Source organism: Alloalcanivorax sp. C16-1, from assembly GCF_046507805.1.
In the GTDB taxonomy this organism is placed as follows: Bacteria; Pseudomonadota; Gammaproteobacteria; order Pseudomonadales; family Alcanivoracaceae; genus Alloalcanivorax.
Genome location: NZ_JBKFTK010000001.1, coordinates 1,463,686 through 1,486,153, shown reverse-complemented (window position 1 = coordinate 1,486,153; position 22,468 = coordinate 1,463,686). Strand labels below are relative to the sequence as shown.

Below are 22,468 nucleotides of genomic sequence, written 5' to 3'. Positions count from 1 at the left end.
GTCAGTTCCCTCCGACGCTCAGCCCCCGCAGAGCGGTCATCACCCGCGCCGGCTCCAGCAGACGCATGCAGTTGTGGTGCTCCAGCGGACACTCCCGCTGAAAACAAGGGCTGCAGTCCAGCCCCAGACGTTCGATGGCCACCCGCTGCCCCAGCGGCGGCGTGAAACCCGGCGAGGTGGAGCCGTACACCGCCACCAGCGGCCGGTTCAGGGCGGCGGCGATGTGCATCAGACCGGAATCGTTGCTGACCACCGCGTCGGTGGCCGACAACAGGTCCACCGCCTGCTCGAGGCTGGTGGCGCCGGCCAGTACCCGCACCCGATCCTGACTGGCCGGCGGCAGCGCGGCGACGATGGCGTCCGCCACCGGCCGGTCCTTGGCGGAGCCGAACAGCCACACCCGGCCGCCCTGTTCGATCCAGTCGGCGGCCACGGCGGCGTAATGCTGCTCCGGCCAGCGCTTGGAGGGGCCGAACTCGGCGCCGGGGCACAGCCCCAGCACCGGCCGGTCCGCCGCCAGGTCGTGCTGTTCACGGGCGGCGGCCACGGACGCCGGGTCCACCTCCAGATGGGGCGGGCGGATCTCCTCCAGAGCGGGTACCGGCGCGTCCGCCGGCCGCGCCAGCGCCACGAAACGCTGCACCATCAACGGGTAGCGTTCCTTGTCCAGCCGGCGCACGTCATTGAGCAGCCCATAGCGCATCTCGCCACGCCAGCCGGTACGGCGGGGCACGCCGGCCCAGAACGGCAGCAACGCGGATTTCAGGGAGTTGGGCAGCACATAGGCGTGGTCGTAGCGGCCGCGCAGGGCGCGCCCCTCGGCACGCCGCTGGCGCAGCTTCAGCTCGCCATGGCCGAACGGCAGATCCAGCGCCTGGCGCACCTCCGGCATGCGCGACAGCAGCGGCCGGCACCAGGACGGCGCCAGCACGTCGATGTCGGCGGGCCGTTGCGCCTGGAGGTCGGCGAACAGGGTCTGCGCCATCACCATGTCGCCGACCCAGGACGGGCCGACGACCAGGATGCGGGGGCGCGCCGGGTCCGTCACTGGTTCAGGCCCGTCAACCGGTTACGGATAGGTCAGCCATTCCCGGTGCTGTTCGGACTTGCCGCGCACCAGATCGAAATAGACCGACTGCAGTTCCTCGGTGATGGGCCCGCGCTTGCCTTCGCCGATGATGCGACCGTCCAGCTCACGGATCGGCGTGACCTCGGCGGCGGTGCCGGTGAAGAAGGCTTCGTCGGCGATGTAGAACTCATCGCGGGTCAGACGCTTCTCGCGCACCTTGTAACCCCGTTCCTCGGCCAGCTGGATGATGGTCTTGCGGGTGATGCCATCCAGGCAGGAGGTCAGTTCCGGGGTGTAGAGCATGCCGTCACGGATCAGAAACACGTTCTCGCCGGAGCCTTCCGCCACGTAGCCTTCGTTGTCCAGCAGCAGTGCTTCATCGGCGCCGCCGGACAGGGCTTCGTTGAGCGCCAGCATGGAGTTCATGTAGCTGCCGGAGGACTTGGCCTTGCACATGGTGATGTTGACGTGGTGCCGGGTGTAGCTGGAGGTGCGCACCTTGATGCCCAGTTCCAGGGCTTCCGGCGACATGTACGACGGCCATTCCCAGGCGGCCACCGCCACGTGCACGTTGAGGCCGTTGGCGCGCAGGCCCATGCCTTCGCTTCCGTAGAACACCAGCGGGCGCAGGTAAGCGTGGGGCAGCTTGTTCTCACGAACCACGGTGGTGTGCGCGTCGTTGATCTGGTCCTTGCTGAAGGGCATCTTCATGGACAGGATCTTGGCGCTGTTGAACAGACGGTCGGTGTGTTCCTTGAGACGGAAGATCGCCGGGCCGCGACCGGTTTCGTAGGCGCGCACGCCCTCGAACACGCCCATGCCGTAATGCAGCGTATGGGTGAGCACGTGAATCTTGGCATCGCGCCAGGGAATCAGCTCACCATCCAACCAGATAACACCGTCTCTATCAGCCATGGACATGGCGGTTCGTCTCCTAAATCAAAATGGCCTCGGCCCCTCGGCCTCGACCGAACGTCGTCATCCCGTCGTCAGGCGTCCGCGAACCATTGGTCCCAGATCGCTCGCACGCCTTCGCGCAGATCGCGGAATTCCGTGTCGTCGACGATGGACTTTTCTTTGCGCAGTGAAGCGCGATGAGCCGCGGACCGGTAGGCCAGGTAGGCTTCCCGCAGCAGGCCGGCGTCCTGGGCCGGCATCAATTCCAGAGCGGCGAGGGTTTCGAGTAGCCGCACGTTGTCGGTGAAACGGGTCAGTTCACCGTGGGAGGAGGCCCATCTAAGTACGCCATATTGCACCATAAATTCGATATCGACGATACCTCCGGGATCCTGCTTGAGGTGAAAACGGTCGGACTGGCGGGCAGCCAGGTGGTCGACCATCTTCTCGCGCATGGCCAGCACATCCCGGCGCAGGGCGTCGCGCTCCCGGGGGCGGCACAGCACCTCATGACGGATGTCGTCGAAGCGCTCCCGGGCGCGGCTGCAACCGGCCACCACCCGGGCGCGCACCAGGGCCTGGTGTTCCCAGGTCCAGGCGTCGTTGAGCTGGTACTTGCGGAAGGCGTCCATGGACGACACCAGCAGGCCGGCGCTGCCACTGGGCCGCAGCCGGGTGTCCACCTCGTAGAGCTGACCGCTCATGGTGCGGGTGGACAGGATGTGCACGATGCGCTGGCCCAGACGGGCGTAGAACTGTTCGTTGGAGACCGGGCGATCGCCGTCGGTGCTGCCGCCGGAGGCGGCGTCGTGCAGGAACACCAGGTCCAGGTCGGAGTTGTGGCCCAGCTCGATGCCGCCCAGTTTGCCGTAGCCGACCACCACGAAATCCGGGTTGCAGGGCTGGCCGTCGGTGCGCCCGGGCCGGCCGTGGCGCTCCACCAGCGGCTCCCAGGCCAGCATCACCACCTGCTTGAGAATGGCTTCCGCCAGCCAGGTCAGGTAGTCGCTAACCTTCATCAGCGGCAGCACTTCGGTGACCTCGGAGGCGGCAACGCGCAGCAGGTGGGCCTGCTTGAAATTACGCAGCACCTCCATCTGCTGTTCCAGATCGTCCTCGGCCACCCGCAGCAACTGCTGGCGCAGTTCATCGTCCAGTTCGTCGCGGCCCGGCGGCGAATACAGGGTGCTCACGTCCAGCAGTTCGTCGAGCAGCACCGGGTGGCGGGCCAGCCGCTCGGCGATCCAGGGACTGGCGCCGGACAACTTGACCAGCTGGGTCAGGGCGCCCGGGTTTTCCACCAGCAGGGCGATGTAGGCGCTGCGCCGCACCACCGATTCCACGAAGGCCACCAGCCGCTCGGCGGTGACCCGGCCGTGGCCCTGATAGCCCAGCGCTTCCAGCAGCAGCGGCATAAGCCGGTCCAGGCGCTCGCGGCCGATGCGCTGCATGTTCATCACCGTACGGGCGGAGCGCAGTCCCTCCAGGGCCGCCAGCACCTCTTCCGCCTCCTGCACGCCGACGCTTTCCAGGCGCGCCACGGCGTCGGCGTGGTCGAGCTGGCCGAGCCACAGGTCCAGCAGCTCCTGGTCGCCCTCGGACACCTGAGCCTCTTCCTGGGGATCGGCGATCACCTGGCTGAAGTGGTAGCGCACCTGTTCGCGGTGACGGCGCAGCGCGCGCTCAAAGGCGGCCCGGGCGGAGAAATCCATGGCGAAGGTGAGCCGCTGCCAGCCCAGCTCGTCGTCCGGCAGGCGCTGGGTCTGGCGGTCCGCCACCGCCTGCAGCCGGTGCTCCACGTCACGCAGGAACACGTAAGCCTCGCGCAGTTCCTCCACCACGTCCTCGGGGAGCATGCCCTCGTCCGCCAGACGCGGCAGCATCTTGATCAGGTTGGGCTCGCGCAGCGCCGGCAACTGACCGCCGCGAATCAGCTGGAACGCCTGGACGATGAACTCCACCTCGCGGATGCCGCCGGCGCCCAGCTTGACGTCCGCCTGCATGCCCTTGCGGTTCACCTCGCGCTCGATCAGGGCCTTCATTTCGCGCAGGGATTCGAAAGCGCCGTAGTCGATATAACGACGGTAGACGAACGGGTTGAGGCGTTCGATCAGGCGCGCGCCGGCCTGCAGATCACCGGCCACCGGGCGCATCTTGATCAGCGCGTAGCGCTCCCATTCGCGGCCCTGGTTCTCGTAGTAGTGCTCCATGGCGTCGAAGCCGATGGCCAGGGCGCCGCTTTTGCCCCAGGGGCGCAGGCGCATGTCCACCCGGAACACGAAGCCGTCGGCGGTGTTCTGGTCCAGCGCCTTGATCAGCTGCTGGCCCAGACGCAGGAAGAACTGATGGTGGGACAGGGCGCGCCGTTCGCCGGCGATCTCGCCTTCGTGCTCATAGGCGAAGATCAGGTCGATGTCCGAGGACAGGTTCAGCTCCCGGGCGCCCAGCTTGCCCATGGCCAGCACCACCAGCTTCACCGGTTCGCCGTCCTCGTCGCGGGGCACGCCGCCGCGCTCGCAGGCCCACTGGTAAAGCCGCTCCAGGGCGGTGCTGATCAGGGTATCGGCGAGCAGTGACAGGTCTGCCACGGTGGCGTGGTAGTCGGCCAGCCCGGTCAGGTCACGCCAGATCAGGCGCACCATATGACGGTGCCGCAGGCGGCGCAGGGCCGCCTTGAGGGCGTCCTCGTCCTGGCAGGTCATCACCGCCTCGCGGACCTGCCCGGCCAGGGCGCCACCGTCGAGCCGGTGGCGCAGGGGGCTGGCGGCGAGCCACTCGCCCAGCTGAGGGTCACGGATGAACTGTTCCGCCACATAGTCGGAACCCGCCCATACCCGGGGCAGATCGCTGAGCAGCGTGTCGGGAAGCGTGTGACCCACCTCCTGGAACCGCTGCCAATGCCGGGTGACCAGCACGGAGAGTTCGTCGGGCAGGCTCGAATAGTCGGGTTCTGTCATGGGCGGCTATTGTCCACGGCCTTGAGGGGAAAGGGCAATGGGAAGATAAATCCGCATCGGACCGCCCACGACCGTCACAGCAGCACGTCCTGGGACGGCGTCACCCGCATCACTTCCTCGATGGTGGTGAGCCCCTGGGCGACCTTGCGGGCGCCGCTGATGCGCAGCGGTTTCATGCCGCTCTTGACCGCCAGCCGGGTCAGGGCTTCCAGGTCGGCGCCGCGCCCCACCTGCCCCTTCAGGGCACCGTTGAACGGCAGGGTCTCGTAGACCCCCATGCGGCCCAGGTAGCCGGTGCCCCGGCATTCCAGGCAGCCCACCGGCTGGCACACGGTGTCCGGCATGGCCATCTTGAAGGGGCGCACCAGCTCCTTCCAGGCGTCCGGATCCGGGGCGGTTTCCAACTTGCAATGGGGGCACAGGGTGCGCACCAGGCGCTGGGCCATGACGCCGATCACGGTGGCGGACAGCAGGTAGGGCGGCACGCCCAGATCCACCAGCCGGGTGATCGACGAGGGCGCGTCGTTGGTGTGCAGGGTGGACAGCACCAGGTGGCCGGTGAGCGCCGCCTGGATCGCCATGTCGGCGGTGGCCAGGTCGCGGATCTCGCCGATCATGATGATGTCCGGGTCCTGGCGCAGCATCGCCTTGACGCCCTGGGCGAAGTCCACGTCGATGTTGGCCTGCACCTGCATCTGGTTAAAGCTGGGCTCCACCATCTCGATGGGGTCCTCCACGGTGCAGACGTTGACCTCGCTGGTGGCCAGTTGCTTGAGGGTGGAATACAGGGTGGTGGTCTTGCCCGAACCGGTGGGGCCGGTGACGAACACGATGCCGTGGGTGTGGGCGGTCATCGCCCGCCAGTGCTCGTGGTCCTCGCGGCTGAAGCCGAGCTGGGCGAAACTGCGCACCAGCACGTCCGGATCGAAGATCCGCATCACCATCTTCTCGCCGAAGGCGGTGGGCAGGGTGGAGATGCGCAGCTCCACCTCGTCGCCGTCCGGGGATTTGGTCTTCAGCCGGCCGTCCTGGGGCTTGCGCTTTTCCGCCACGTTGAGCCGCGACAGAATCTTCAGACGGCTGGTCACCGCCGCCATGATCGCCGCCGGCAGCTCGTAGACGTCGTGCAGCACGCCGTCGATGCGAAAGCGCATCCGGCCCTGTTCCCGGCGCGGCTCCAGGTGGATATCGCTGGCCCGCTGGGAAAAGGCGTACTGCAGGATCCAGTCGACGATATTGACGATGTGCTGGTCGTCCGCGTCGTGGTGGCCCTTGCCCACTTCCAGCAGCTGCTCGAAGTTGGTGATGCCGGACAATTCCTGACCGCCGGCCCGGGCGGCGCCGGCGATGGAGCGGCTCAGATTGTAGAACTCGATGCGGTAACGGCGCAGCTGCTCCGGGTTGGCGAACACCGTCTCCAGCTCGCGCTCGCCGAGCACCTGGCCCAGGTGCTCGCGCCAGTCCAGCCGGAACGGCTGGTCGCAGGCCACCACCACCCGGTCCCGGCGGCTCTCCACCGCCACCAGCCCGTGGCGCTCGGCGAAGGCGTAGCTCATCACCCGGGTGACGCCGTCCACGTCCACCTTGAGCGGGTCGATGTGGTACAGCGGCAGGCCGCTCTTCTCCGCCAGCCATGCGGACAGGAAGTCCACGTCCAGCACCCGCTGGCCGTGGCTCTGGTCCACCAGGCGGTACTTGGCCACCACCTCCAGCGGATGCCAGTTCAGTTCCTTGTTTTCCCGCGGCGTGGTGGAAATGACGTTGAAGTCCTCGCGGCTGACGCGCTGCTCCTCCAGCAGCTCGCGCATCACCCAGCGAACGTCCACTTCCTGACCCTGGCGGTGCGCGGGCACGGCGGTGACGGGCACGGCTCTCCCCCTTGATTCCCGTTTTCGGCCACTGTAGTCCGCGCCGGGGCTTGCCGCCATCCCCGAATCGACGGAACCTGAACCGGTGCCGGTCGCGGTGGCGGCCGGGCGCCGTGGACGGGTCGCGGCATCCCCTCTATACTCGCGCCCCAAATTATGACCTTTCCGTTACAGGGTGACCCCCATGTCCTTCGGAAGCTCGATCGCCGGCCTGTTCGGCCGCTCCCCGATCAAACCCCTGCAGCAGCACTACGACACGGTGCACGAATGCGCGGTGGGCCTGGGTGACTTCTTCGCCGCCGTGAGCAGCGGCAACTGGGAGCAGGCCAAGGCCGCCCGCCAGCGCATCGCCGACCTGGAAAACCGGGCCGACGGCATGAAGAAGGAATTCCGCCTCAACCTCCCCAAGAGCCTGTTTCTGCCGGTGCCCCGCTCGGACCTGCTGGAACTGGTCAGCGTGCAGGACAAGGTGGCCAACAAGGCCAAGGACATCGCCGGCCTGATGCTGGGCCGGCAGATGACCATTCCGCCGGTCCTGGCCGGCGTGATGGGCGACTACCTGCAGGGCGCCATCGACACCTCGGCCCAGGCCCAGAAAGCCATCAATGAGCTGGACGAGCTGGTGGAAACCGGCTTCAGCGGTCGCGAAATCCGTCTGGTGGAAGACCTGATCGAGGAGCTGGACCGCCTGGAGCGGGCCAACGACGACCAGCAGATCGTGATTCGCGCCCAGCTGTTCAAGCTGGAAAGCGAGCTGCCGCCGGTGGACGTGATCTTCCTCTATAAAATCATCGACTGGATCGGCGACCTGGCCGACCGTGCCCAGAAGGTGGGCGGCCGCCTGCAGCTGCTGCTGGCCCGTTAACCCACTTTAAATCGCCACTCAGACCAGGGGTTTCTCAATGGAGTGGATGCTTGAACACAGCATGCTGATGCTGCTTATCGCCGGTGCCTTCGGCTTCCTGATGGCCTGGGGCGTGGGCGCCAACGACGTGGCCAACGCCATGGGCACCTCGGTGGGCGCCGGCGCCCTGACCGTCAAGCAAGCGGTGCTGATCGCCATCATCTTCGAGTTCGCCGGCGCTTATCTGGCCGGCGGCGAGGTCACCGCCACGGTGCGCAAGGGCATCGTCGACGCCGGTGTCTTCAACGAGACGCCCCACTATCTGGTCTACGGCATGATGGCCGCCCTGCTGGCCGCCGGCATCTGGCTGGTGGTGGCATCCTGGGCCGGCTGGCCGGTGTCCACCACCCACTCCATCGTCGGCGCCATCGTCGGCTTCGCCGCCGTCGGCGTGGGCGTGGACGCGGTGCACTGGGACCAGGTCGGTTCCATCGTCGCCAGCTGGATCACCTCGCCACTACTGGCCGGGTTTATTTCCTTCTTTCTGATCAAAAGCGTGCAGAAGCTGGTGCTCAACCAGGACGACCCGTTCCAGAGCGCCAAGCGGGTGGTGCCCTTCTACATGTTCCTGGTCGGCTATGTGATGACCGCGGTGACCCTCACCAAGGGCCTCAAGCACATCGGTCTGGACGTGAGCTTCGCCGCCAGCCTGGCCTGGGCGCTGATCGGCGGCCTGCTGGTGGCGCTGGTCGGCGGCGCCATCCTGTCGCGCATCCAACCGGACCCGGAAGCCGATAAAGACTTCCGCTTCAGCTCCGTGGAGCGCATCTTCGCGGTGCTGATGATCTTCACCGCCTGCGCCATGGCCTTCGCCCACGGCTCCAACGACGTGGCCAACGCGGTGGGACCCCTGGCCGCCATCAACAGCGTGATCGTCAATAAAGGCGTGATCGGCGAGGAAGCCGCCATGCCCAGCTGGATTCTGCTGGTGGGCGCCATGGGCATCGTCTTCGGCCTGGCCCTGCTCGGCGCCCGGGTGATGGCCACCGTGGGCACCAAGATCACCGCCCTGACCCCCAGCCGGGGCTTCGCCGCCGAACTGGGCGCCGCCACCACCGTGGTGCTGGCCTCCGGCACCGGCCTGCCGATTTCCACCACGCACACCCTGGTGGGCGCGGTGCTCGGCGTGGGCATGGCCCGGGGCATCGGTTCCCTCAACCTGCGCGTGATCGGCACCATCTTCACCTCCTGGGTGGTGACCCTGCCGGCGGGGGCACTGCTGTCGATTCTGTTCTTCTACTTCTTCAAGGGGCTGTTCGGGGCCTGACCGGTCGCTATACTCCGGCCATGACCACCGATATCGAGAACCCCGTGTCCGACACCGACGACCAGGTCGCCTGGTTCCGCAATTCGTCGCCCTACATCAACGCCCACCGCGGTCGCACCTTCGTGGTGATGATCAGCGGCGAGGTGTTGGATACCCCACGCCTGCCGGCGCTGATCCATGACCTGGCCATGCTCAACGCCCTGGGCGTGCGGCTGGTACTGGTGCACGGCGCGCGGCCGCAGATCAGCCGCCGGGTGCAGGCCGCCGGCCTGGAAAGCCGCTTCGAGAATCACACCCGCATCACCGACGCCGCCGCGCTGGAGGAAGTGACCGCCGCGGTGGGCGCCCTGCGCCTGAAGCTGGAAGGCCTGTTTTCCATGGGCCTGGCCAACTCGCCCATGTACAACGCCACCATCCAGCTGATCAGCGGCAACTTCGTGATCGCCAAGCCGGTGGGCGTGCGCAACGGCTTCGACTACCAGCACACCGGCGAGGTGCGGCGCATCCAGGTGGAGGCCATCCGCCGCCAGGTGGACAGCGGCAACGTGGTGCTGCTGTCGCCCCTGGGCGCCTCGCCCACCGGCGAGCTGTTCAATCTGAACGCCGAGGAAGTGGCCTCCAGCGCCGCCATCGCCCTGGCCGCCGACAAGCTGATCGTGCTCGGCGACGGCCTGCGCGTGGACGACGACGAAGGCCGCCTGCTGCGCGAGCTGACGCCGCAGGAAGCGGGCCGCCTGCTGATCCAGGAACGGTTCAGCACCGACCCGGTGGACCGCCAGCTCACCGCCGCTTGCCACGCCGCCAGCAACGGCGTGGCCCGGGCCCATCTGCTGGACACCTGCGAGGACGGCGCCCTGGTGCGCGAGCTGTTCACCCGCGACGGCTGCGGCACCATGGTCACCCGGGAAAGCTACGAAACCCTGCGCGGCGCCCGCATCGACGACGTGGGCGGCATCCTGGAGCTGCTCGCCCCCCTGGAAGAGGACGGCACCCTGGTGCGCCGCTCCCGGGAGCTACTTGAAAACGAGATTCACCGCTTCGCCCTGATCGAGCGCGACGGCATGGTGATCGGCTGCGCCGCGCTCTACCCGTTCCCGGACGACCGCATCGGCGAACTGGCCTGCGTGGCGGTGCACCCGCACTACCGCAACAGCGAACGGGGCCTGCAACTGCTGCGCTACCTGGAACGGCGCGCCCGCGAGCAGAGCCTGCAAAAGCTGTTCGTGCTCACGACCCGCACCGCCCACTGGTTCCGCGAACAGGGCTTCGAGCCCGCCGGCGTGGACGCGCTGCCGACCCAGCGTCAGGCGCTGTATAACTGGCAGCGCAACTCCAAGGTGTTCGTGAAAAGCCTGTAGTCGGCCGGGCGCTACACCCAGTCTTCCACGCGCAGGCCGGGCACCCGGTCGAACTCCCGGGTGTTGTGGGTCACCAGCACCAGTGCCCGGCTGCGCGCGTGGCCGGCGATCATCTGATCCCAGGGGCCGATGGGCGTGCCCGCGGCGGCCAGTTCGGCGCGCAGCTGGCCGGTGTGCGCGGCGGCCTCGGCTTCGTAATCCAGTACCTCCAGGCGGGCGGCGAAGCCTTCCACCACCTCCAGATTGTCCCGGCGCCGGGCGGACCGCTCGGCGCCGTAGATCAGTTCCATCAGCGTCACGCTGCTGATGCACAGCGCACCCTGCCGCTCCCGAAAGGCCGCGCGCACCGCCGCTGGCCGGTTCTTGATGGTGTAGATGCAGATATTGGTATCCAGCATGTACTTCAGCATCAGAACCCCTCGCGCTCCTGCCCGTCGGGCTGTTCGCGGTCGCTCATGAAATCCGCGCTCACGGCGGGGCCGTCGAACCAGCTGTCCCAGGCCTCGCCGGCCGGCACGATGATGCGCGCGCGCCCCACGGCGATGATATCCACCTGACGCACATCGTCGGGAAAGGCGACCGCCTTGGGCAGACGCACCGCCTGGGTACGATTGCTTTTGAACACAGTGGTTTTTTCCATGGCGGGCACCTCCGGCATCAAGGATGACGCCCGCAGTGTTGCCTTTGGGTCTGTATATGTCAATGGGATATACACGCTTTCACTCCTTTCGCCAAACCCCTGCTTCAGCCTAAGGCGCGGCGCCGGACCGGTCTGTAGGAAATCCCGGTCTCTTCCCGTAAGCCATCGGACACGCCGCATTCCCCCTTCCACGCCGGCCTGCGCTACACTATCCGGCCCTGAACACCCGGCAGCCGAGGATCCCATGCCCCAGTACCGCTCCCGCACCACCACCCATGGCCGCAACATGGCCGGCGCCCGCGCCCTGTGGCGCGCCACCGGCATGAAGGACGACGATTTCGGCAAGCCGATCATCGCCATCGCCAACTCCTTCACCCAGTTCGTGCCGGGCCATGTGCATCTGAAGGACATGGGGCAACTGGTGGCCGGCGAGGTGGAACGGGCGGGCGGCATCGCCAAGGAATTCAACACCATCGCGGTGGACGACGGCATCGCCATGGGCCACGACGGCATGCTCTATTCGCTGCCCAGCCGCGACATCATCGCCGACTCCGTGGAGTACATGGTCAACGCCCACTGCGCCGACGCGCTGGTGTGCATCTCCAATTGCGACAAGATCACCCCGGGCATGCTGATGGCCGCCATGCGCCTGAACATCCCGGTGATCTTCGTGTCCGGCGGCCCCATGGAAGCGGGCAAAACCAAACTGGGCGAGCAGAAGCTGGATCTGGTGGACGCCATGGTGATGGCCGCCGACGACAAGGTGGACGACGCCACCGTGGCCGAGGTGGAACGCTCCGCCTGCCCCACCTGCGGCTCCTGCTCCGGCATGTTCACCGCCAACTCCATGAACTGCCTGACCGAGGCCCTGGGCCTGTCCCTGCCGGGCAACGGTTCATTGCTGGCCACCCACGCCGACCGCCGCGAGCTGTTCCTGGAAGCCGGCCGCCGCATCGTCGACCTGGCGCGGCTCTACTACGAGCAGGACATGGAGAGCGTGCTGCCGCGCAACATCGCCTCGTTCAAGGCGTTCGAGAACGCCATGAGCCTGGACATCGCCATGGGCGGCTCCACCAACACCGTGCTGCACCTGCTGGCGGCGGCCCAGGAAGGCGCCGTGGACTTCACCATGGCGGACATCGACCGGCTCAGCCGCAAGGTGCCGTGCCTGGCCAAGGTGGCCCCGGCCACCCAGAAGTACCATATGGAAGACGTGCACCGCGCCGGCGGCGTGATGGGCATTCTCGGCGAGCTGGACCGCGCCGGCCTGCTGCACAACGACATCCCCATGGTGCACTCGGCCACGGTGGCGGAAGCGCTGGAACACTACGACGTGGTGCGCACCACCGACGAGGGCGTCAGGAAGATGTTCACCGCCGGCCCGGCGGGCATCCCCACCCAGACCGCCTTCAGCCAGGACACCCGCTGGGACAGCCTGGACGTGGACCGCGCCGAAGGCTGTATCCGCGACTATGAGCACGCCTACAGCAAGGACGGCGGCCTGGCCGTGCTGTACGGCAACATCGCCGAGCGCGGCTGCATCGTGAAAACCGCCGGCGTGGACGATTCGATCCTCAAGTTCACCGGCCGCGCCCGGGTGTTCGAGTCCCAGGATTCCGCGGTGCGCGCCATCCTCGGCGACCAGATCGTGGCCGGCGACGTGGTGGTGATCCGCTACGAGGGCCCGAAAGGCGGCCCGGGCATGCAGGAAATGCTCTACCCCACCAGCTACCTGAAATCCAAGGGCCTGGGCAAACAATGCGCGCTGCTCACCGACGGTCGTTTCTCCGGCGGCACCTCCGGCCTGTCGATCGGCCACGCCTCCCCGGAAGCGGCGGAAGGCGGCGCCATCGCCCTGGTGGAGGAAGGCGACACCATCGACATCAATATCCCCGAGCGCACCATCCAGCTGGCGGTCAGCGATGAGGAAATCGCCCATCGCCGGGAGCGCATGGAGAAGCGTGGCAAGCTGGCCTGGAAGCCCAAGGAAATCCGCCAGCGCAACGTATCCACGGCCCTGCGCGCCTACGCGGCCCTGACCACCAGCGCCGACCGTGGCGCGGTGCGCGACCTCAGCCAGATCGGCGAATGATCTCGGAGGCCCAGGGATGAGCCTGCAACGCCGCCTGATGCCCCACCTGGCCCGGCTGCTCACCAGCCCGGGCCGGGAACGCTGGCGCCGGCGCCTGCTGGAGGCGCGCCGGCGGCTGCGGCGGCAACCCCATGAAGCCACTTTTTATTTCCGTATCGACGATCCCTATTCCCTGCTGATGGCCCAGGCGTTGCCGGCCTTCGGCGAGCACTTCGGGCTGCGCATCACCCCCCGGGTGATGCTCTATCTGGACGGCAACCTCTACCCGGACCCGGACCGGCTGCGCGCTCTGGCGCCCAGGGACGCGGCGGCGCTGGCCGACCTGCACGGCCTGACGTTTCCCGACCACGCCACGCCACCGGATCCCGAGCTGAGCCTGGCGGCCACCCGCTGCCTGCTCAAACACGAAGGCGATGAGCGCTTCTGGAGCCTGGCCCACGCCCTGGGACAGGCACTCTGGAGCGGCGACCAGGAACGCCTGACCACCCTGGCCCGGGACCACGGCCAGCAGCCGGAGGATCAGGCCCGGCTGGCCCTGGAAGCACGCCGCGATCAGTTTCTCGACGACGGCCACTACCTGACCGGCACCCTGCACTACCAGGGCGAGTGGTACTGGAGCCTGGAGCGGCTCGATCACCTGGCCCGGCGGCTGGAAGCGCTGGGCCTGGGCGGCGGCGCCTGGCCGCTGGACTACGGCGCCGCCAAACGGGCCCGCCTGGACCGGCCCCGTCCGCCGGAGGGCACCCGGCTGGCGTTCTACTTCTCGTTCCGCAGCCCCTATTCCTACCTGGCCCTGGAGCGGGCCTTCGCCCTGGCCGACCACTATGGCGTCACCCTGGAAGTGCGCCCGGTGCTGCCCATGGTGATGCGCGGGCTCACCGTGCCCCGCGCCAAGCGGCTCTACATCGTCACCGACGCGGCCCGCGAGGCACGTCTGCACGGCGTGCCCTTCGGCAAGATCTGTGACCCGGTGGGGGTGGGCGTGGAACGCTGCATGGCCCTGTGGCCGTTCGCCGAGAAAGAGGGCCGCCTGCGCGAGTGGCTGCTCAGCGCCGCCCGCGGCATCTGGAGCCAGGGCGTGGACGTGGCCGGCGACGCCGGTCTGTCGCGGCTGGCCCGGGACGCCGGCCTGGACTGGAACCGGGCGCGCCGCTGGCTCGGCGACGACCAGTGGCGCGAGCGCGCCGAGGCCAACCGCCAGGCCATGCTGGACGCCGGCAGCTGGGGCGTGCCCACCTTCCAGACCGATGACACCCTGATCTGGGGCCAGGACCGCCTGGCCCTGGTGGAGCAGGCGCTGACGCCACCGTTAAGCTCCGCTTAAGCCACCCTGCGCACACTGTTCCTGAACGGCCGGGGCGACCTTCGGCGTTACCGAACGGTCATTGATCACACCGTTGAATGCCAGCATGGTAACGGGCCTCTCTCATCATAAAAGGACCCTGCCATGACCCTGGCTTTCTGGTGCGTTCTGATCGCCATTCTGTTGCCCTACGCCTTCACCGGCTTCGCCAAGTTTCAGGGCGGATTCGGTTTACGGGAAAACCACAACCCTCGGGACTTCCTCGATACGCTTGAAGGGTCCCGCAAGCGCGCCCACTGGGCCCAGCAAAACAGCTTCGAGGTGACTCCGCCGTTCGCGGCGGCGGTGATCATCGCGCAGCTGGCGCAGACCGCGCCGCAGAACACCATCGACGGCATCGCCGTGGCGTTCGTGCTGAGCCGGGTGCTGTACGGCGTCTGCTACATCGCCGACTGGGCCAGCGCGCGCTCGCTGGTGTGGTTTTTTGGCATGGGCTGCATCATCGCCCTTTTCGTGGGGGCAGCAGGTTAGTGAATGTCAGCGACGGACTCGACCAACACCTTTCTGAACAAGGCCTGGAGCGATAATGGGCCGAAACTGATCAGCGGCTTCTCGCGGCCGGTCTACCATAATCTGATGGGCCTGCTGCGCGGGCGCCGCTACGACAAGCGCGCCTACGGCGGCATGATCCGGCACACCGAGGCGGCCATGCTCACCCACTGGGCCGCCCGGGTGCCCGAAGGCGGGGTGGTGGTGGAGATCGGTTGCTACGGCGGCCTGTCCACCAGCTATCTGTTGCGCGGCCTCAGGAAACGGCAAGGCCGCCTTTATTCCATCGACCCGTTCAACTCCGACCTGGACAGGCAGGCCCGGCTCACCGACCATCTGGTGCCTCTGGACAACAAACCCACCCGGGCCCTGGTGGCTGAACGGCTGCGGCGCAACGGCTTCGACGGCCTGTTCGAACTGATCGAGGGCTACTCCCAGGACGCCGCCGCCAACTGGGACCCATCGGTGAAAATCGACTTTCTCTGGATCGACGGTAACCATGAACAAGCCTGGCGGGACTTCAAGGACTTCCAGCCCCATCTCAACCCCGGCGCCCGGGTGGCGGTGCACGACGCCCACCCGCGCTATGGCTATGCCTCCGTGGTGGAGGACGTGAAGCGGATTTTCGCGGAGGGCGCCTGGGCGGATCTGGAACACGTGAAAAGCATCATTTCCGGCCGCAAGGTGGGCTGAGGCGACCGTGGCCCATCGCATCCGCATCAATGATCGGCACGACTTGATTTGCCCGCCCGGGGTCCCCATCCTGAGCGCCGGCCGGGAGGCGGGGTTCGGTTTTCCCCATGCCTGCCGCAACGGCGTTTGTGAACGTTGCCAGGGCCGCCTGATCGCCGGCGCCGTGCGCCAGCGGCGCGGCGCCTCCCCGGACCGGCTCATCCACGCCGGCGATGCCCGGGCCGACCGGGTGCTATACTGCGTGGCCATCCCGATCAGCGATTGCGAGATCGAAGTGCCAGAGATTACCGCGCCGGGCGAGCTGCCCGTGCACCGATTGCAGTGCCAGATCCTGCGGCGAGAGCCGCTCAATCATGATGTGACCCGCGTAGCGCTGCGTCTGCCCGCCGGCCGGACGGTGCGCTGGTTCGCCGGGCAGTACCTGATTCTCGAACTGGAACACGGCAGCTATCCGTTCTCCATCGCCAACGCCCCGGGCGGCCGCGAACTGGAACTGCACGTGCGCCACGGCAACGACAACAGCGCCGCCCACGCCATCATGGCGGACCTGGACGAGCAGGCCACGGTGGCGGTGACCCTGCCCGAGGGCAAGCGCTTTATCGACGGCGCGCCGGAACGTCCGCTGTGGTTTATCTGCGGGTCCACCGGCTTCGCCCCGGTGAAGGCCATGATCGAACGGCTGATCCAGCTCGATTACCGGTTGCCGGTGCGCCTGTTCTGGGGCGCGCGCACCGAGCGCGATCTGTATCTGCCCGACCTGCCGGCGCGCTGGGGCGAGCAGCTGCGTGATTTCCACGCGGTCACCGCCCTGTCCGACATCAGCAAGCCCGGCCATGCCCGCGGGTTGGTGCACGAGGCCGCCCTCGAGGCTCTGGCCGAGCCCCGCGAGCCGCTGTTCTATCTGGGCGGTTCGCCGGCCATGGCCTGGGCGGTGTTCGATGCGCTGGTGGAGGAAGGCGTGCCGGCGGAAAACATTCACTCCGACGTGTTCGATTACGCGCCCCGGGAGGGCTGATTCCGCCGTCTGGCTTCCGGCTCTCCCGACCGGCACAATGAGGCATCGTTTGCTGCCGGTCGCCCCATGGACGAGCCCCGCTCCCCGGATCCCCACGCCACGCTGCTGCCCTGCCCGCAGTGCGACCTGGTGCTGTCGGTGTCCGATCCGGCCCCCGGCGAATGGGTGCGCTGCCCCCGTTGCGGCCACCCGCTGGCGCGTCACACCGTGCAAGACCAGACCAGCCCGGCGCTGGCGGTCACCGCGCTGATCCTGCTGGCCCTGTCACTGAGCTTTCCCTACATCCGCTTCGAGAAAAACGGCGTCGGCGAGCAGATGGGCCTGCTGGACGCGGCCACCGAACTGGCCGCCTTCCATCACCCGGCCCTGGCGGTGGTGGTGTTCGCCACCATCGTGGTGATGCCGGCCTGCTTTCTGGCCGCCCTGCTGTGGGTCCATGCCAGCCTGCGCCGTACCCGGGACCCGGACGCCGCTCCCCTGCCCGGTACCGCCACCCTGGTGCGCGCCCTGCCGCGCTGGCAGCCGTGGATGATGGCGGACGTGTTCGCCATCGCCGCCCTGGTCAGCCTGATCAAGATCGCCGGCATGGCGGAGGTGGAGCTCAAACCCGGTTTCTGGGCCTTCACCGGCTTCGCCCTGGCACTGCTGATCACCGTGCAGCGGCTCCATCCGCTGGCGCTGTGGGCCCGGCTGGCCGGCCCGCCGCTGGCACCGCCGGGCGCCCGCGCCGGGCGCACCGCCCTGGCCCAGGGGCTGGTGGGCTGCGAGCAATGCGGCCAGCTGCAGCCGCTGACCGGGCCGCGCCACTGCCAGCGTTGCGGGGCGCGCCTGCACCGGCGCCAGCCCGCCAGCCTGCAACGCACCTGGGCGCTGCTGGTGGCCGCCACCCTTTGCTGTTTTCCCGCCCACCTTTACCCGATCATGGTCACCACCAGCCTGGGCCACACCCAGCCGGCCACCATCGTCTCCGGGGTACTGCAATTTATTCAGCACGGTGACTGGCCGATCGCCCTGATCATCTTTACCGCCAGTGTTCTGGTACCCTTCGGCAAGATCATGGCGCTCGCCTGGCTGTGCCTGGCGGCGCGCCGCGAGCGAACCCTGGACATGGCGGCGCAGATGCGGCTCTACCGGATCACCGAGTGGGTCGGCCGCTGGTCGATGATCGATGTGTTCGTGGTGGCCATCGTGGTCGCCCTGGTGCGGCTCGGCAATCTGCTGTCGATCGCCCCGGGCCCCGGCGGCGTCGCCTTCGCGGCGGTGGTGGTGCTGACCATGCTGGCCGCCTTCAGTTTTGATCCACGCCTGATCTGGGACCGGCAAAACGCCGACCCGGATCCGGCCACGCAACGGGACGACGATGACCTCGACACCCTCCCGCGCCATTCATGAGCGCCTGCCCCGCCTGTCGCCGGTGTGGCTGATTCCGCTGGCGGCGTTGCTGATCGGCCTGTGGCTGGTGTTCGATCATCTGTCCGGCCAGGGCCCGATGATCACCCTCAAGCTGGAAAACGCCGAGGGCATCGAGGCCAACAAGACGCCGATCAAGACCCGCAGCGTGCAGGTCGGCACGGTGGAAACCGTGACCCTGTCCGAGGACCTGCGCCACACCATCGTCACCGCGCGCATGCAGGACGGCGCCGACCGCATGCTCAACAAGGACACCCGTTTCTGGGTGGTCAAGCCGCGTATCGGCCGGGAGGGCATCAGCGGCCTGGGCACGGTATTGTCCGGCGCCTACATCGAGCTGCTGCCCGGCGACAGCGATAAGAAAGCGCGGGAATTCGTGGTCGAGGAGCAGCCGCCGGTCACCGAGGCCGGCGCCCGTGGCCTGTACCTGACTCTGCACAGCGAGCCCGGCAACAGCGTCACCACCGGCGACCCGGTGACCTTCCGCAATCTGACCGTGGGCCGGGTGGTGGACACCGACTTCATCGCCGAGGACCGCAGCATTGAGCACCGCATCTTCATCGAGCGGCCCTACGACGTGCTGGTCACCGACACCACCCGCTTCTGGAGCGTCTCCGGGGTGGGCTTTCAGCTCGACTCCCAGGGCTTCCGGGTCAACCTGCAATCCCTGGAAACCCTGCTCGGCGGCGGCATCGCCTTCGGCGTGCCGGACGACACCATGCCCGCCGGCAAGGCCGCCAAGGAGGGCGATGAATACACCCTCTACGCGGACCAGGAAGCGGCCCGCCGCGGCCTGTTCGATCAGTATCTCGAGTACGCCCTGCTGGTGGAGGACACGGTGCGCGGGCTCAGCCGGGGCGCGCCGGTGGAGTACCGGGGCGTGCGCGTGGGCACCGTGGAGCAGGTGCCCTGGAAGTTCACCGGCGAGCAGCCCGACTCGCTGAACCGCTTTTCGATTCCGGTGCTGATCCGCATCGAGCCGCAGCGCATCACCCAGGGCAGCGAGGTGCTGCTGGACGACTGGCGCGAGCGCCTGGATAACATGTTCAAAAACGGCCTGCGCGCCACCCTGAAGTCCGGCAACCTGCTCACCGGCGCCCTGTTCGTGGACCTGAATTTCCGTCAGGACGTGGCCGACTACGAGCCCACCCGCTTCGAAGGCGTGCAGGTGTTCCCGACCACCGCCAACGGTCTGGCGCAGATCGAGAACCAGGTGGCCGGGCTGCTGGAGACCCTCAACAACCTGCCGCTGCAGAAGATCGCCGAAGGGCTGGACCAGAATCTGACGGCCTCGCAAAAAACCCTGGAACAGGTCACCGCCACCGCCGACCGGCTGGAAGCCTTGCTGGGCGACCCGCAAACCGCCCAGCTGCCCACCCGCCTGAACGACACCCTGCGTTCCCTGGAAGGGGCCCTGGACAGCCTGGCCGGCGCCGACGGCCGGCAACTCTCCGCCACCCTGGAACGGCTGGAGCGGGTACTGCGCGACGCCGAACCGCTGCTGCGTACCCTGCGCGAAAAACCCAACGCCCTGATCTTCTCCCGCGAACCGCCGGAGGATCCCCTGCCGAGAGCCCACGATGGAAACTAAAGGCCCCGCCCTCGCCCTGCCCCTGCTGGTATGGGTGCTGGCCCTGGCCGGCTGCGCCGGCACGCCGGCCACCGGCGAGCGCCAGTACCTGTTGCCCTCCGCCGGCCAGCCGGCGGCCCACCCGGCCCTGATCGTACGGGTGCGGGTGGCCGGCTACCTGGATCAGGGCGGCCTGGTGCTGGAAACCGGCCCGACCACCCTCACCACCGCCCGTCAGCATCGCTGGGCGGAGCCCCTGGGGGCGCAGCTGGAGCGGGCCCTGGCCCAGGCCCTGCCCGGGGACCCGGCCGGCACCCTTACCGTGCGGGTGACGCGCTTCCAGGGCACCGCCGACGGCCAGGCCCGGGTCAGTGGGGAGTGGCATTTTTATGGTCGGGAGAACGACACCACCGGCGTATTCGATGTGCGCCGCCCGCTGCAACGGGACGGCTATGAGGAACTGGTGACCCGCCTGGACGCCGCCTGGGCGGCGGTGGCGGCACAGATCGGCGCGCGCATGGCGGCCGGCGCCGCCCCCACCGCGCGGTAGGAGCGGCCCGGCGGCGTTCCGCTTCCGCCGCGCTCCGGCCTTCCTCTATCAGGCCCCGGAACGGACCGCGTTGTCCGGCATCGGCAGCGCCGGCAAACCGCCGCCCAGTTCCGCCACCCGCCGTTCCAGTACGGCGGCGGCCTTGGTGCGGTCGCCCAGGGCCAGATACAGCCGCGACAGTTCCGCCAGGGCGGTGGCGCTCTGGCTGGAATTGGCGGCGGCCTCGAAGAAGTTCTGGGCCTTGCCCCACAGCCGCGCCTTCAGCGCCACCCGCCCGGCGGTGATCAGCACCGCGGCGTTGCCCGGGCGTTCCAGCAGCCATTTTTCCAGTACCTGCAGCAGCTCGTCCGGCGACAGGTCGTCGATGGCTTCCAGCACCGGCGGCAGCCGGTCGTCCCAGTCCCGCTGCAGTTGCTCGCGCACCAGTTGCAAGGCCCGGCGGCCATCACCCAGCTGCGCCAGGAAACCGGCAAAGCGGGCCACCATGGCCGGGTCCTGACGCAACGCGGTGGGCACCTTCTTCCACAGTTCGCGCAGTTCCCGGGCACGGCTCTCGGCATCGTTGAAGCCGGGCTTCTGGCCCAGGTGCTGCAACCGCGCCAGCCAGGCGCGCCGTTCCCGCCGGGCCGCCGCTTGCTCGCCCAGCGCCCGGCGCAGGCGTGGCATCAGGGCGCACAGCGCCTCCCAATCGCGCTCACGCTCCAGCACGTCGGCGTACAACGCCTGCACCCGCTGGTTGCCCGGCGCCCGCTCGGCCAGTTCCTGGAGCTCCCGACGGGCCCGGTCCGGGCGACCCTGGTCCAGGGAAAAGCGCGCGCGCATCAGGCCCGCCACCGCGTCGCCCCGGCGGCATTCGGCGGCGGCTTGCAGGTAGCGCTCCAGCGCCTCACCGTCGCCGCGCTGGCGGGCGCACTCGGCGGCCAGCAGCCAGGCCACCAGCGGCCAGTCACCGTCGCGGCCGGCGGACACCAACAGCCGTTCGGCTTTGTCCAGCTCGCCGTCCATCAGCAGGATGAAGCCGCTTTTCAGACGCCGGCGGGCCACCTTGAGCCGGAACCGGCGGGTGGCGCGCACCGGCTCGGCGGCGTTCCACAGCAGATTCAGAAACAGGGTCAGCAACACCAGGGCCACGGCGGCCAGGATCGTGGCCAGCACCGCGAAGCCCAGGGTGCTTTCCAGGCGCCATTGGTCACGGATCACCAGTACGTAGCCGGAGTCCGCGGCCATCCAGCGCCCCAGCAGGGTGGCGGCCACCAGGACCGCCACGATCAGCAGCAGCGCTTTCTTCATTGGCCGCCCTCCCCGCCGTCACGCTTAAGCACGTCGCGCTTGAGCTGGCGGATCGCGTCCAGGCCGGCGCCGATCTCCGGCAGCGCCTGGTTCACCTGTTGGCCGCCCAGTTCCTCCAGGGCCGCCCGCATCTGCTTGACGCGGCCCTGGTCGTCGCGGAACCACTGGTCCAGGGTAGTGTTGGCGCTGTCCAGGGCCTGCTGGTAGGCCTTGGCGCGGCCCTGCATCAGTGCCAGCCGGGCCTGCTGCAGGCTGGCGTCCAGGGTCAGCCGCACGGTGGCGGCCTGGGTTTCGGTGAGCGGCACCGGCACTTCGCCGTCGTGGCGGCTCACCGTCACCGGCATCTGCTCCAGCAGCCGCGACCACCAGCTGCCCTGGTCCGCCGTCGGCGCCTGGCGGGGCGGCGCCTCCCGTTCCGGCAGCGCCAGCTCCGGGACCAGTGACTGCAACGCGCCCAAGCGCAGCACCATGGCCTGGATGTCCACCTGCAGGGCGCCGTTGAGGGTTTCCATATCGTTGGCCAGGGCCTGGCGCGCCGGCAGCGCGTCCGGGTCGTCGAGCCGCGCCAGGGTGTCGTCGGCGGCCTTCAGCAACCGCCGCGCGGCGGCGGCGTCGCCGGTCAGCATCAGCCGCTGGCCGGCCAGGCTGGCCAGCGCCTCGGCTTCGTTGATCAGCCACAGGGTCTGGCCGCCCTGGCGCACGTCCGCCAGCGCTTCCCGGTCCCGGGCCATGCGCGCTTCCAGTTGCTGTTGCTGCTGGCGAAGCCGGTCCTCGGCCTGGCGCCGTTCCTGGTCGCGGCGATCCAGCTCACCGCGCAGCGTTTCCACCTGCTGGCCGAGCCCCTGGCGGTCCTTTTCCAACACCTGCCATTGTTGCCAGCCCCACCAGCCGGCGGCCCCCAGCGCGGCCAGAATGACGATCAGAACGAGCAGCGGCCACAGGCTCAGGCCCTGCTGTCGACGGACGGCGCGGTGCGTCATGGAGTCTCCCTTTTTTGTAGGCCGAACGGCGCGAAGCGTGTGCAAGATGCGTTCCC

The 22,468-nt window shown here is 68.3% G+C and carries 19 protein-coding genes; 11 read left to right on the top strand and 8 right to left on the bottom strand.

Annotated features, from left to right (window positions below; genetic code table 11):
• Position 1: 1 nt before the first annotated feature.
• The 4 genes from waaF to ACLD0W_RS07070 form a co-directional block, all read right to left on the bottom strand.
• Positions 2-1,048: a lipopolysaccharide heptosyltransferase II gene (gene waaF / locus ACLD0W_RS07085; RefSeq protein WP_410306771.1), complete on the bottom strand. Its 1,047-nt coding sequence runs from the start codon at positions 1,046-1,048 to the stop codon at positions 2-4.
• Positions 1,049-1,069: 21 nt separating this feature from the next.
• The gene (locus tag ACLD0W_RS07080; RefSeq protein ID WP_410306770.1) at positions 1,070-1,990 is read right to left on the bottom strand and encodes a branched-chain amino acid transaminase; all 921 of its coding nucleotides are present in this window, start codon (positions 1,988-1,990) and stop codon (positions 1,070-1,072) included.
• Positions 1,991-2,058: 68 nt separating this feature from the next.
• Complete coding sequence (gene glnE / locus ACLD0W_RS07075) at positions 2,059-4,923, bottom strand: bifunctional [glutamate--ammonia ligase]-adenylyl-L-tyrosine phosphorylase/[glutamate--ammonia-ligase] adenylyltransferase (protein ID WP_410306769.1); 2,865 nt, start codon at positions 4,921-4,923, stop codon at positions 2,059-2,061.
• A gap of 74 nt (positions 4,924-4,997) precedes the next feature.
• Positions 4,998-6,731: a GspE/PulE family protein gene (locus ACLD0W_RS07070; RefSeq protein ID WP_410306813.1), complete on the bottom strand. Its 1,734-nt coding sequence runs from the start codon at positions 6,729-6,731 to the stop codon at positions 4,998-5,000.
• A 244-nt stretch (positions 6,732-6,975) separates the two neighbouring features.
• Between ACLD0W_RS07070 and ACLD0W_RS07065 the strand changes: the two genes are divergently transcribed.
• The 3 genes from ACLD0W_RS07065 to argA are packed head-to-tail and all read left to right on the top strand — an operon-like array spanning position 6,976 to position 10,320.
• On the top strand, positions 6,976-7,656 hold the full coding sequence (locus tag ACLD0W_RS07065) for a TIGR00153 family protein (protein WP_410306768.1): 681 nt from the start codon (positions 6,976-6,978) through the stop codon (positions 7,654-7,656).
• A 37-nt stretch (positions 7,657-7,693) separates the two neighbouring features.
• On the top strand, positions 7,694-8,962 hold the full coding sequence (locus ACLD0W_RS07060; protein WP_410306767.1) for an inorganic phosphate transporter: 1,269 nt from the start codon (positions 7,694-7,696) through the stop codon (positions 8,960-8,962).
• Positions 8,963-8,982: 20 nt separating this feature from the next.
• Entirely contained in the window at positions 8,983-10,320 is a 1,338-nt protein-coding gene (gene argA / locus ACLD0W_RS07055; protein WP_410306766.1) for an amino-acid N-acetyltransferase, read from the top strand.
• 11 nt (positions 10,321-10,331) lie between these two features.
• Here the strand turns inward: argA and vapC are convergent, their stop codons facing one another.
• Together vapC and vapB are read right to left on the bottom strand one after the other, a co-directional pair.
• Positions 10,332-10,730 carry a tRNA(fMet)-specific endonuclease VapC gene (gene vapC / locus ACLD0W_RS07050; protein ID WP_410306765.1) on the bottom strand — a complete coding sequence of 133 codons (399 nt, stop codon included), beginning with the start codon at positions 10,728-10,730 and terminating at the stop codon, positions 10,332-10,334.
• On the bottom strand, positions 10,730-10,960 hold the full coding sequence (gene vapB, locus ACLD0W_RS07045; RefSeq protein WP_204431522.1) for a type II toxin-antitoxin system VapB family antitoxin: 231 nt from the start codon (positions 10,958-10,960) through the stop codon (positions 10,730-10,732). Before vapB ends, vapC begins: the two co-directional genes overlap by 1 nt.
• A 244-nt stretch (positions 10,961-11,204) precedes the next feature.
• On the opposite strand from vapB, the gene ilvD reads away from it, so the two are divergent.
• The 8 genes from ilvD to ACLD0W_RS07005 all read left to right on the top strand — a co-directional run bounded on the left by ilvD (position 11,205) and on the right by ACLD0W_RS07005 (position 20,142).
• The gene (ilvD, locus tag ACLD0W_RS07040; RefSeq protein WP_410306764.1) at positions 11,205-13,052 is read left to right on the top strand and encodes a dihydroxy-acid dehydratase; all 1,848 of its coding nucleotides are present in this window, start codon (positions 11,205-11,207) and stop codon (positions 13,050-13,052) included.
• Between the two features lie 16 nt (positions 13,053-13,068).
• Entirely contained in the window at positions 13,069-14,376 is a 1,308-nt protein-coding gene (locus ACLD0W_RS07035) for a DsbA family protein (protein ID WP_410306763.1), read from the top strand.
• 123 nt (positions 14,377-14,499) lie between these two features.
• Positions 14,500-14,886, top strand: a complete 387-nt coding sequence (locus ACLD0W_RS07030) for an MAPEG family protein (RefSeq protein WP_410306762.1) — start codon at positions 14,500-14,502, stop codon at positions 14,884-14,886.
• 3 nt (positions 14,887-14,889) lie between these two features.
• Complete coding sequence (locus tag ACLD0W_RS07025; RefSeq protein WP_410306761.1) at positions 14,890-15,597, top strand: class I SAM-dependent methyltransferase; 708 nt, start codon at positions 14,890-14,892, stop codon at positions 15,595-15,597.
• Between the two features lie 7 nt (positions 15,598-15,604).
• On the top strand, positions 15,605-16,612 hold the full coding sequence (locus ACLD0W_RS07020; protein ID WP_410306760.1) for a 2Fe-2S iron-sulfur cluster-binding protein: 1,008 nt from the start codon (positions 15,605-15,607) through the stop codon (positions 16,610-16,612).
• 66 nt (positions 16,613-16,678) lie between these two features.
• Positions 16,679-18,004, top strand: coding sequence for a paraquat-inducible protein A (locus ACLD0W_RS07015; protein ID WP_410306759.1), 1,326 nt, complete (start codon positions 16,679-16,681; stop codon positions 18,002-18,004).
• Complete coding sequence (gene pqiB / locus ACLD0W_RS07010; RefSeq protein WP_410306758.1) at positions 17,973-19,613, top strand: intermembrane transport protein PqiB; 1,641 nt, start codon at positions 17,973-17,975, stop codon at positions 19,611-19,613. Before ACLD0W_RS07015 ends, pqiB begins: the two co-directional genes overlap by 32 nt.
• Positions 19,603-20,142: a membrane integrity-associated transporter subunit PqiC gene (locus tag ACLD0W_RS07005; RefSeq protein WP_410306757.1), complete on the top strand. Its 540-nt coding sequence runs from the start codon at positions 19,603-19,605 to the stop codon at positions 20,140-20,142. Before pqiB ends, ACLD0W_RS07005 begins: the two co-directional genes overlap by 11 nt.
• A 48-nt stretch (positions 20,143-20,190) precedes the next feature.
• Here ACLD0W_RS07005 and ACLD0W_RS07000 read toward each other — a convergent pair whose 3' ends face one another.
• Together ACLD0W_RS07000 and ACLD0W_RS06995 are read right to left on the bottom strand one after the other, a co-directional pair.
• Positions 20,191-21,432 (bottom strand): heme biosynthesis HemY N-terminal domain-containing protein, encoded by a 1,242-nt coding sequence (locus ACLD0W_RS07000; protein ID WP_410306756.1) that lies wholly within the window; start codon positions 21,430-21,432, stop codon positions 20,191-20,193.
• On the bottom strand, positions 21,429-22,412 hold the full coding sequence (locus ACLD0W_RS06995; protein WP_410306755.1) for a uroporphyrinogen-III C-methyltransferase: 984 nt from the start codon (positions 22,410-22,412) through the stop codon (positions 21,429-21,431). The genes ACLD0W_RS07000 and ACLD0W_RS06995 overlap by 4 nt, the downstream gene beginning before the upstream one ends.
• Positions 22,413-22,468: the final 56 nt, after the last annotated feature.

What these genes read in the sequence shown, in the direction of transcription:
- ACLD0W_RS07080 (WP_410306770.1), bottom strand. Translation starts at nt 1,990, where the DNA reads ATGTCCATGGCTGATAGAGACGGTGTTATCTGGTTGGATGGTGAGCTG.
- glnE (WP_410306769.1), bottom strand. Translation starts at nt 4,923, where the DNA reads ATGACAGAACCCGACTATTCGAGCCTGCCCGACGAACTCTCCGTGCTG.
- ACLD0W_RS07070 (WP_410306813.1), bottom strand. Translation starts at nt 6,731, where the DNA reads ATGCGCGAGCTGCTGGAGGAGCAGCGCGTCAGCCGCGAGGACTTCAAC.
- ACLD0W_RS07065 (WP_410306768.1), top strand. Translation starts at nt 6,976, where the DNA reads ATGTCCTTCGGAAGCTCGATCGCCGGCCTGTTCGGCCGCTCCCCGATC.
- ACLD0W_RS07060 (WP_410306767.1), top strand. Translation starts at nt 7,694, where the DNA reads ATGGAGTGGATGCTTGAACACAGCATGCTGATGCTGCTTATCGCCGGT.
- argA (WP_410306766.1), top strand. Translation starts at nt 8,983, where the DNA reads ATGACCACCGATATCGAGAACCCCGTGTCCGACACCGACGACCAGGTC.
- vapC (WP_410306765.1), bottom strand. Translation starts at nt 10,730, where the DNA reads ATGCTGAAGTACATGCTGGATACCAATATCTGCATCTACACCATCAAG.
- vapB (WP_204431522.1), bottom strand. Translation starts at nt 10,960, where the DNA reads ATGGAAAAAACCACTGTGTTCAAAAGCAATCGTACCCAGGCGGTGCGT.
- ilvD (WP_410306764.1), top strand. Translation starts at nt 11,205, where the DNA reads ATGCCCCAGTACCGCTCCCGCACCACCACCCATGGCCGCAACATGGCC.
- ACLD0W_RS07035 (WP_410306763.1), top strand. Translation starts at nt 13,069, where the DNA reads ATGAGCCTGCAACGCCGCCTGATGCCCCACCTGGCCCGGCTGCTCACC.
- ACLD0W_RS07030 (WP_410306762.1), top strand. Translation starts at nt 14,500, where the DNA reads ATGACCCTGGCTTTCTGGTGCGTTCTGATCGCCATTCTGTTGCCCTAC.
- ACLD0W_RS07025 (WP_410306761.1), top strand. Translation starts at nt 14,890, where the DNA reads ATGTCAGCGACGGACTCGACCAACACCTTTCTGAACAAGGCCTGGAGC.
- ACLD0W_RS07015 (WP_410306759.1), top strand. Translation starts at nt 16,679, where the DNA reads ATGGACGAGCCCCGCTCCCCGGATCCCCACGCCACGCTGCTGCCCTGC.
- pqiB (WP_410306758.1), top strand. Translation starts at nt 17,973, where the DNA reads ATGACCTCGACACCCTCCCGCGCCATTCATGAGCGCCTGCCCCGCCTG.
- ACLD0W_RS07005 (WP_410306757.1), top strand. Translation starts at nt 19,603, where the DNA reads ATGGAAACTAAAGGCCCCGCCCTCGCCCTGCCCCTGCTGGTATGGGTG.
- ACLD0W_RS07000 (WP_410306756.1), bottom strand. Translation starts at nt 21,432, where the DNA reads ATGAAGAAAGCGCTGCTGCTGATCGTGGCGGTCCTGGTGGCCGCCACC.
- ACLD0W_RS06995 (WP_410306755.1), bottom strand. Translation starts at nt 22,412, where the DNA reads ATGACGCACCGCGCCGTCCGTCGACAGCAGGGCCTGAGCCTGTGGCCG.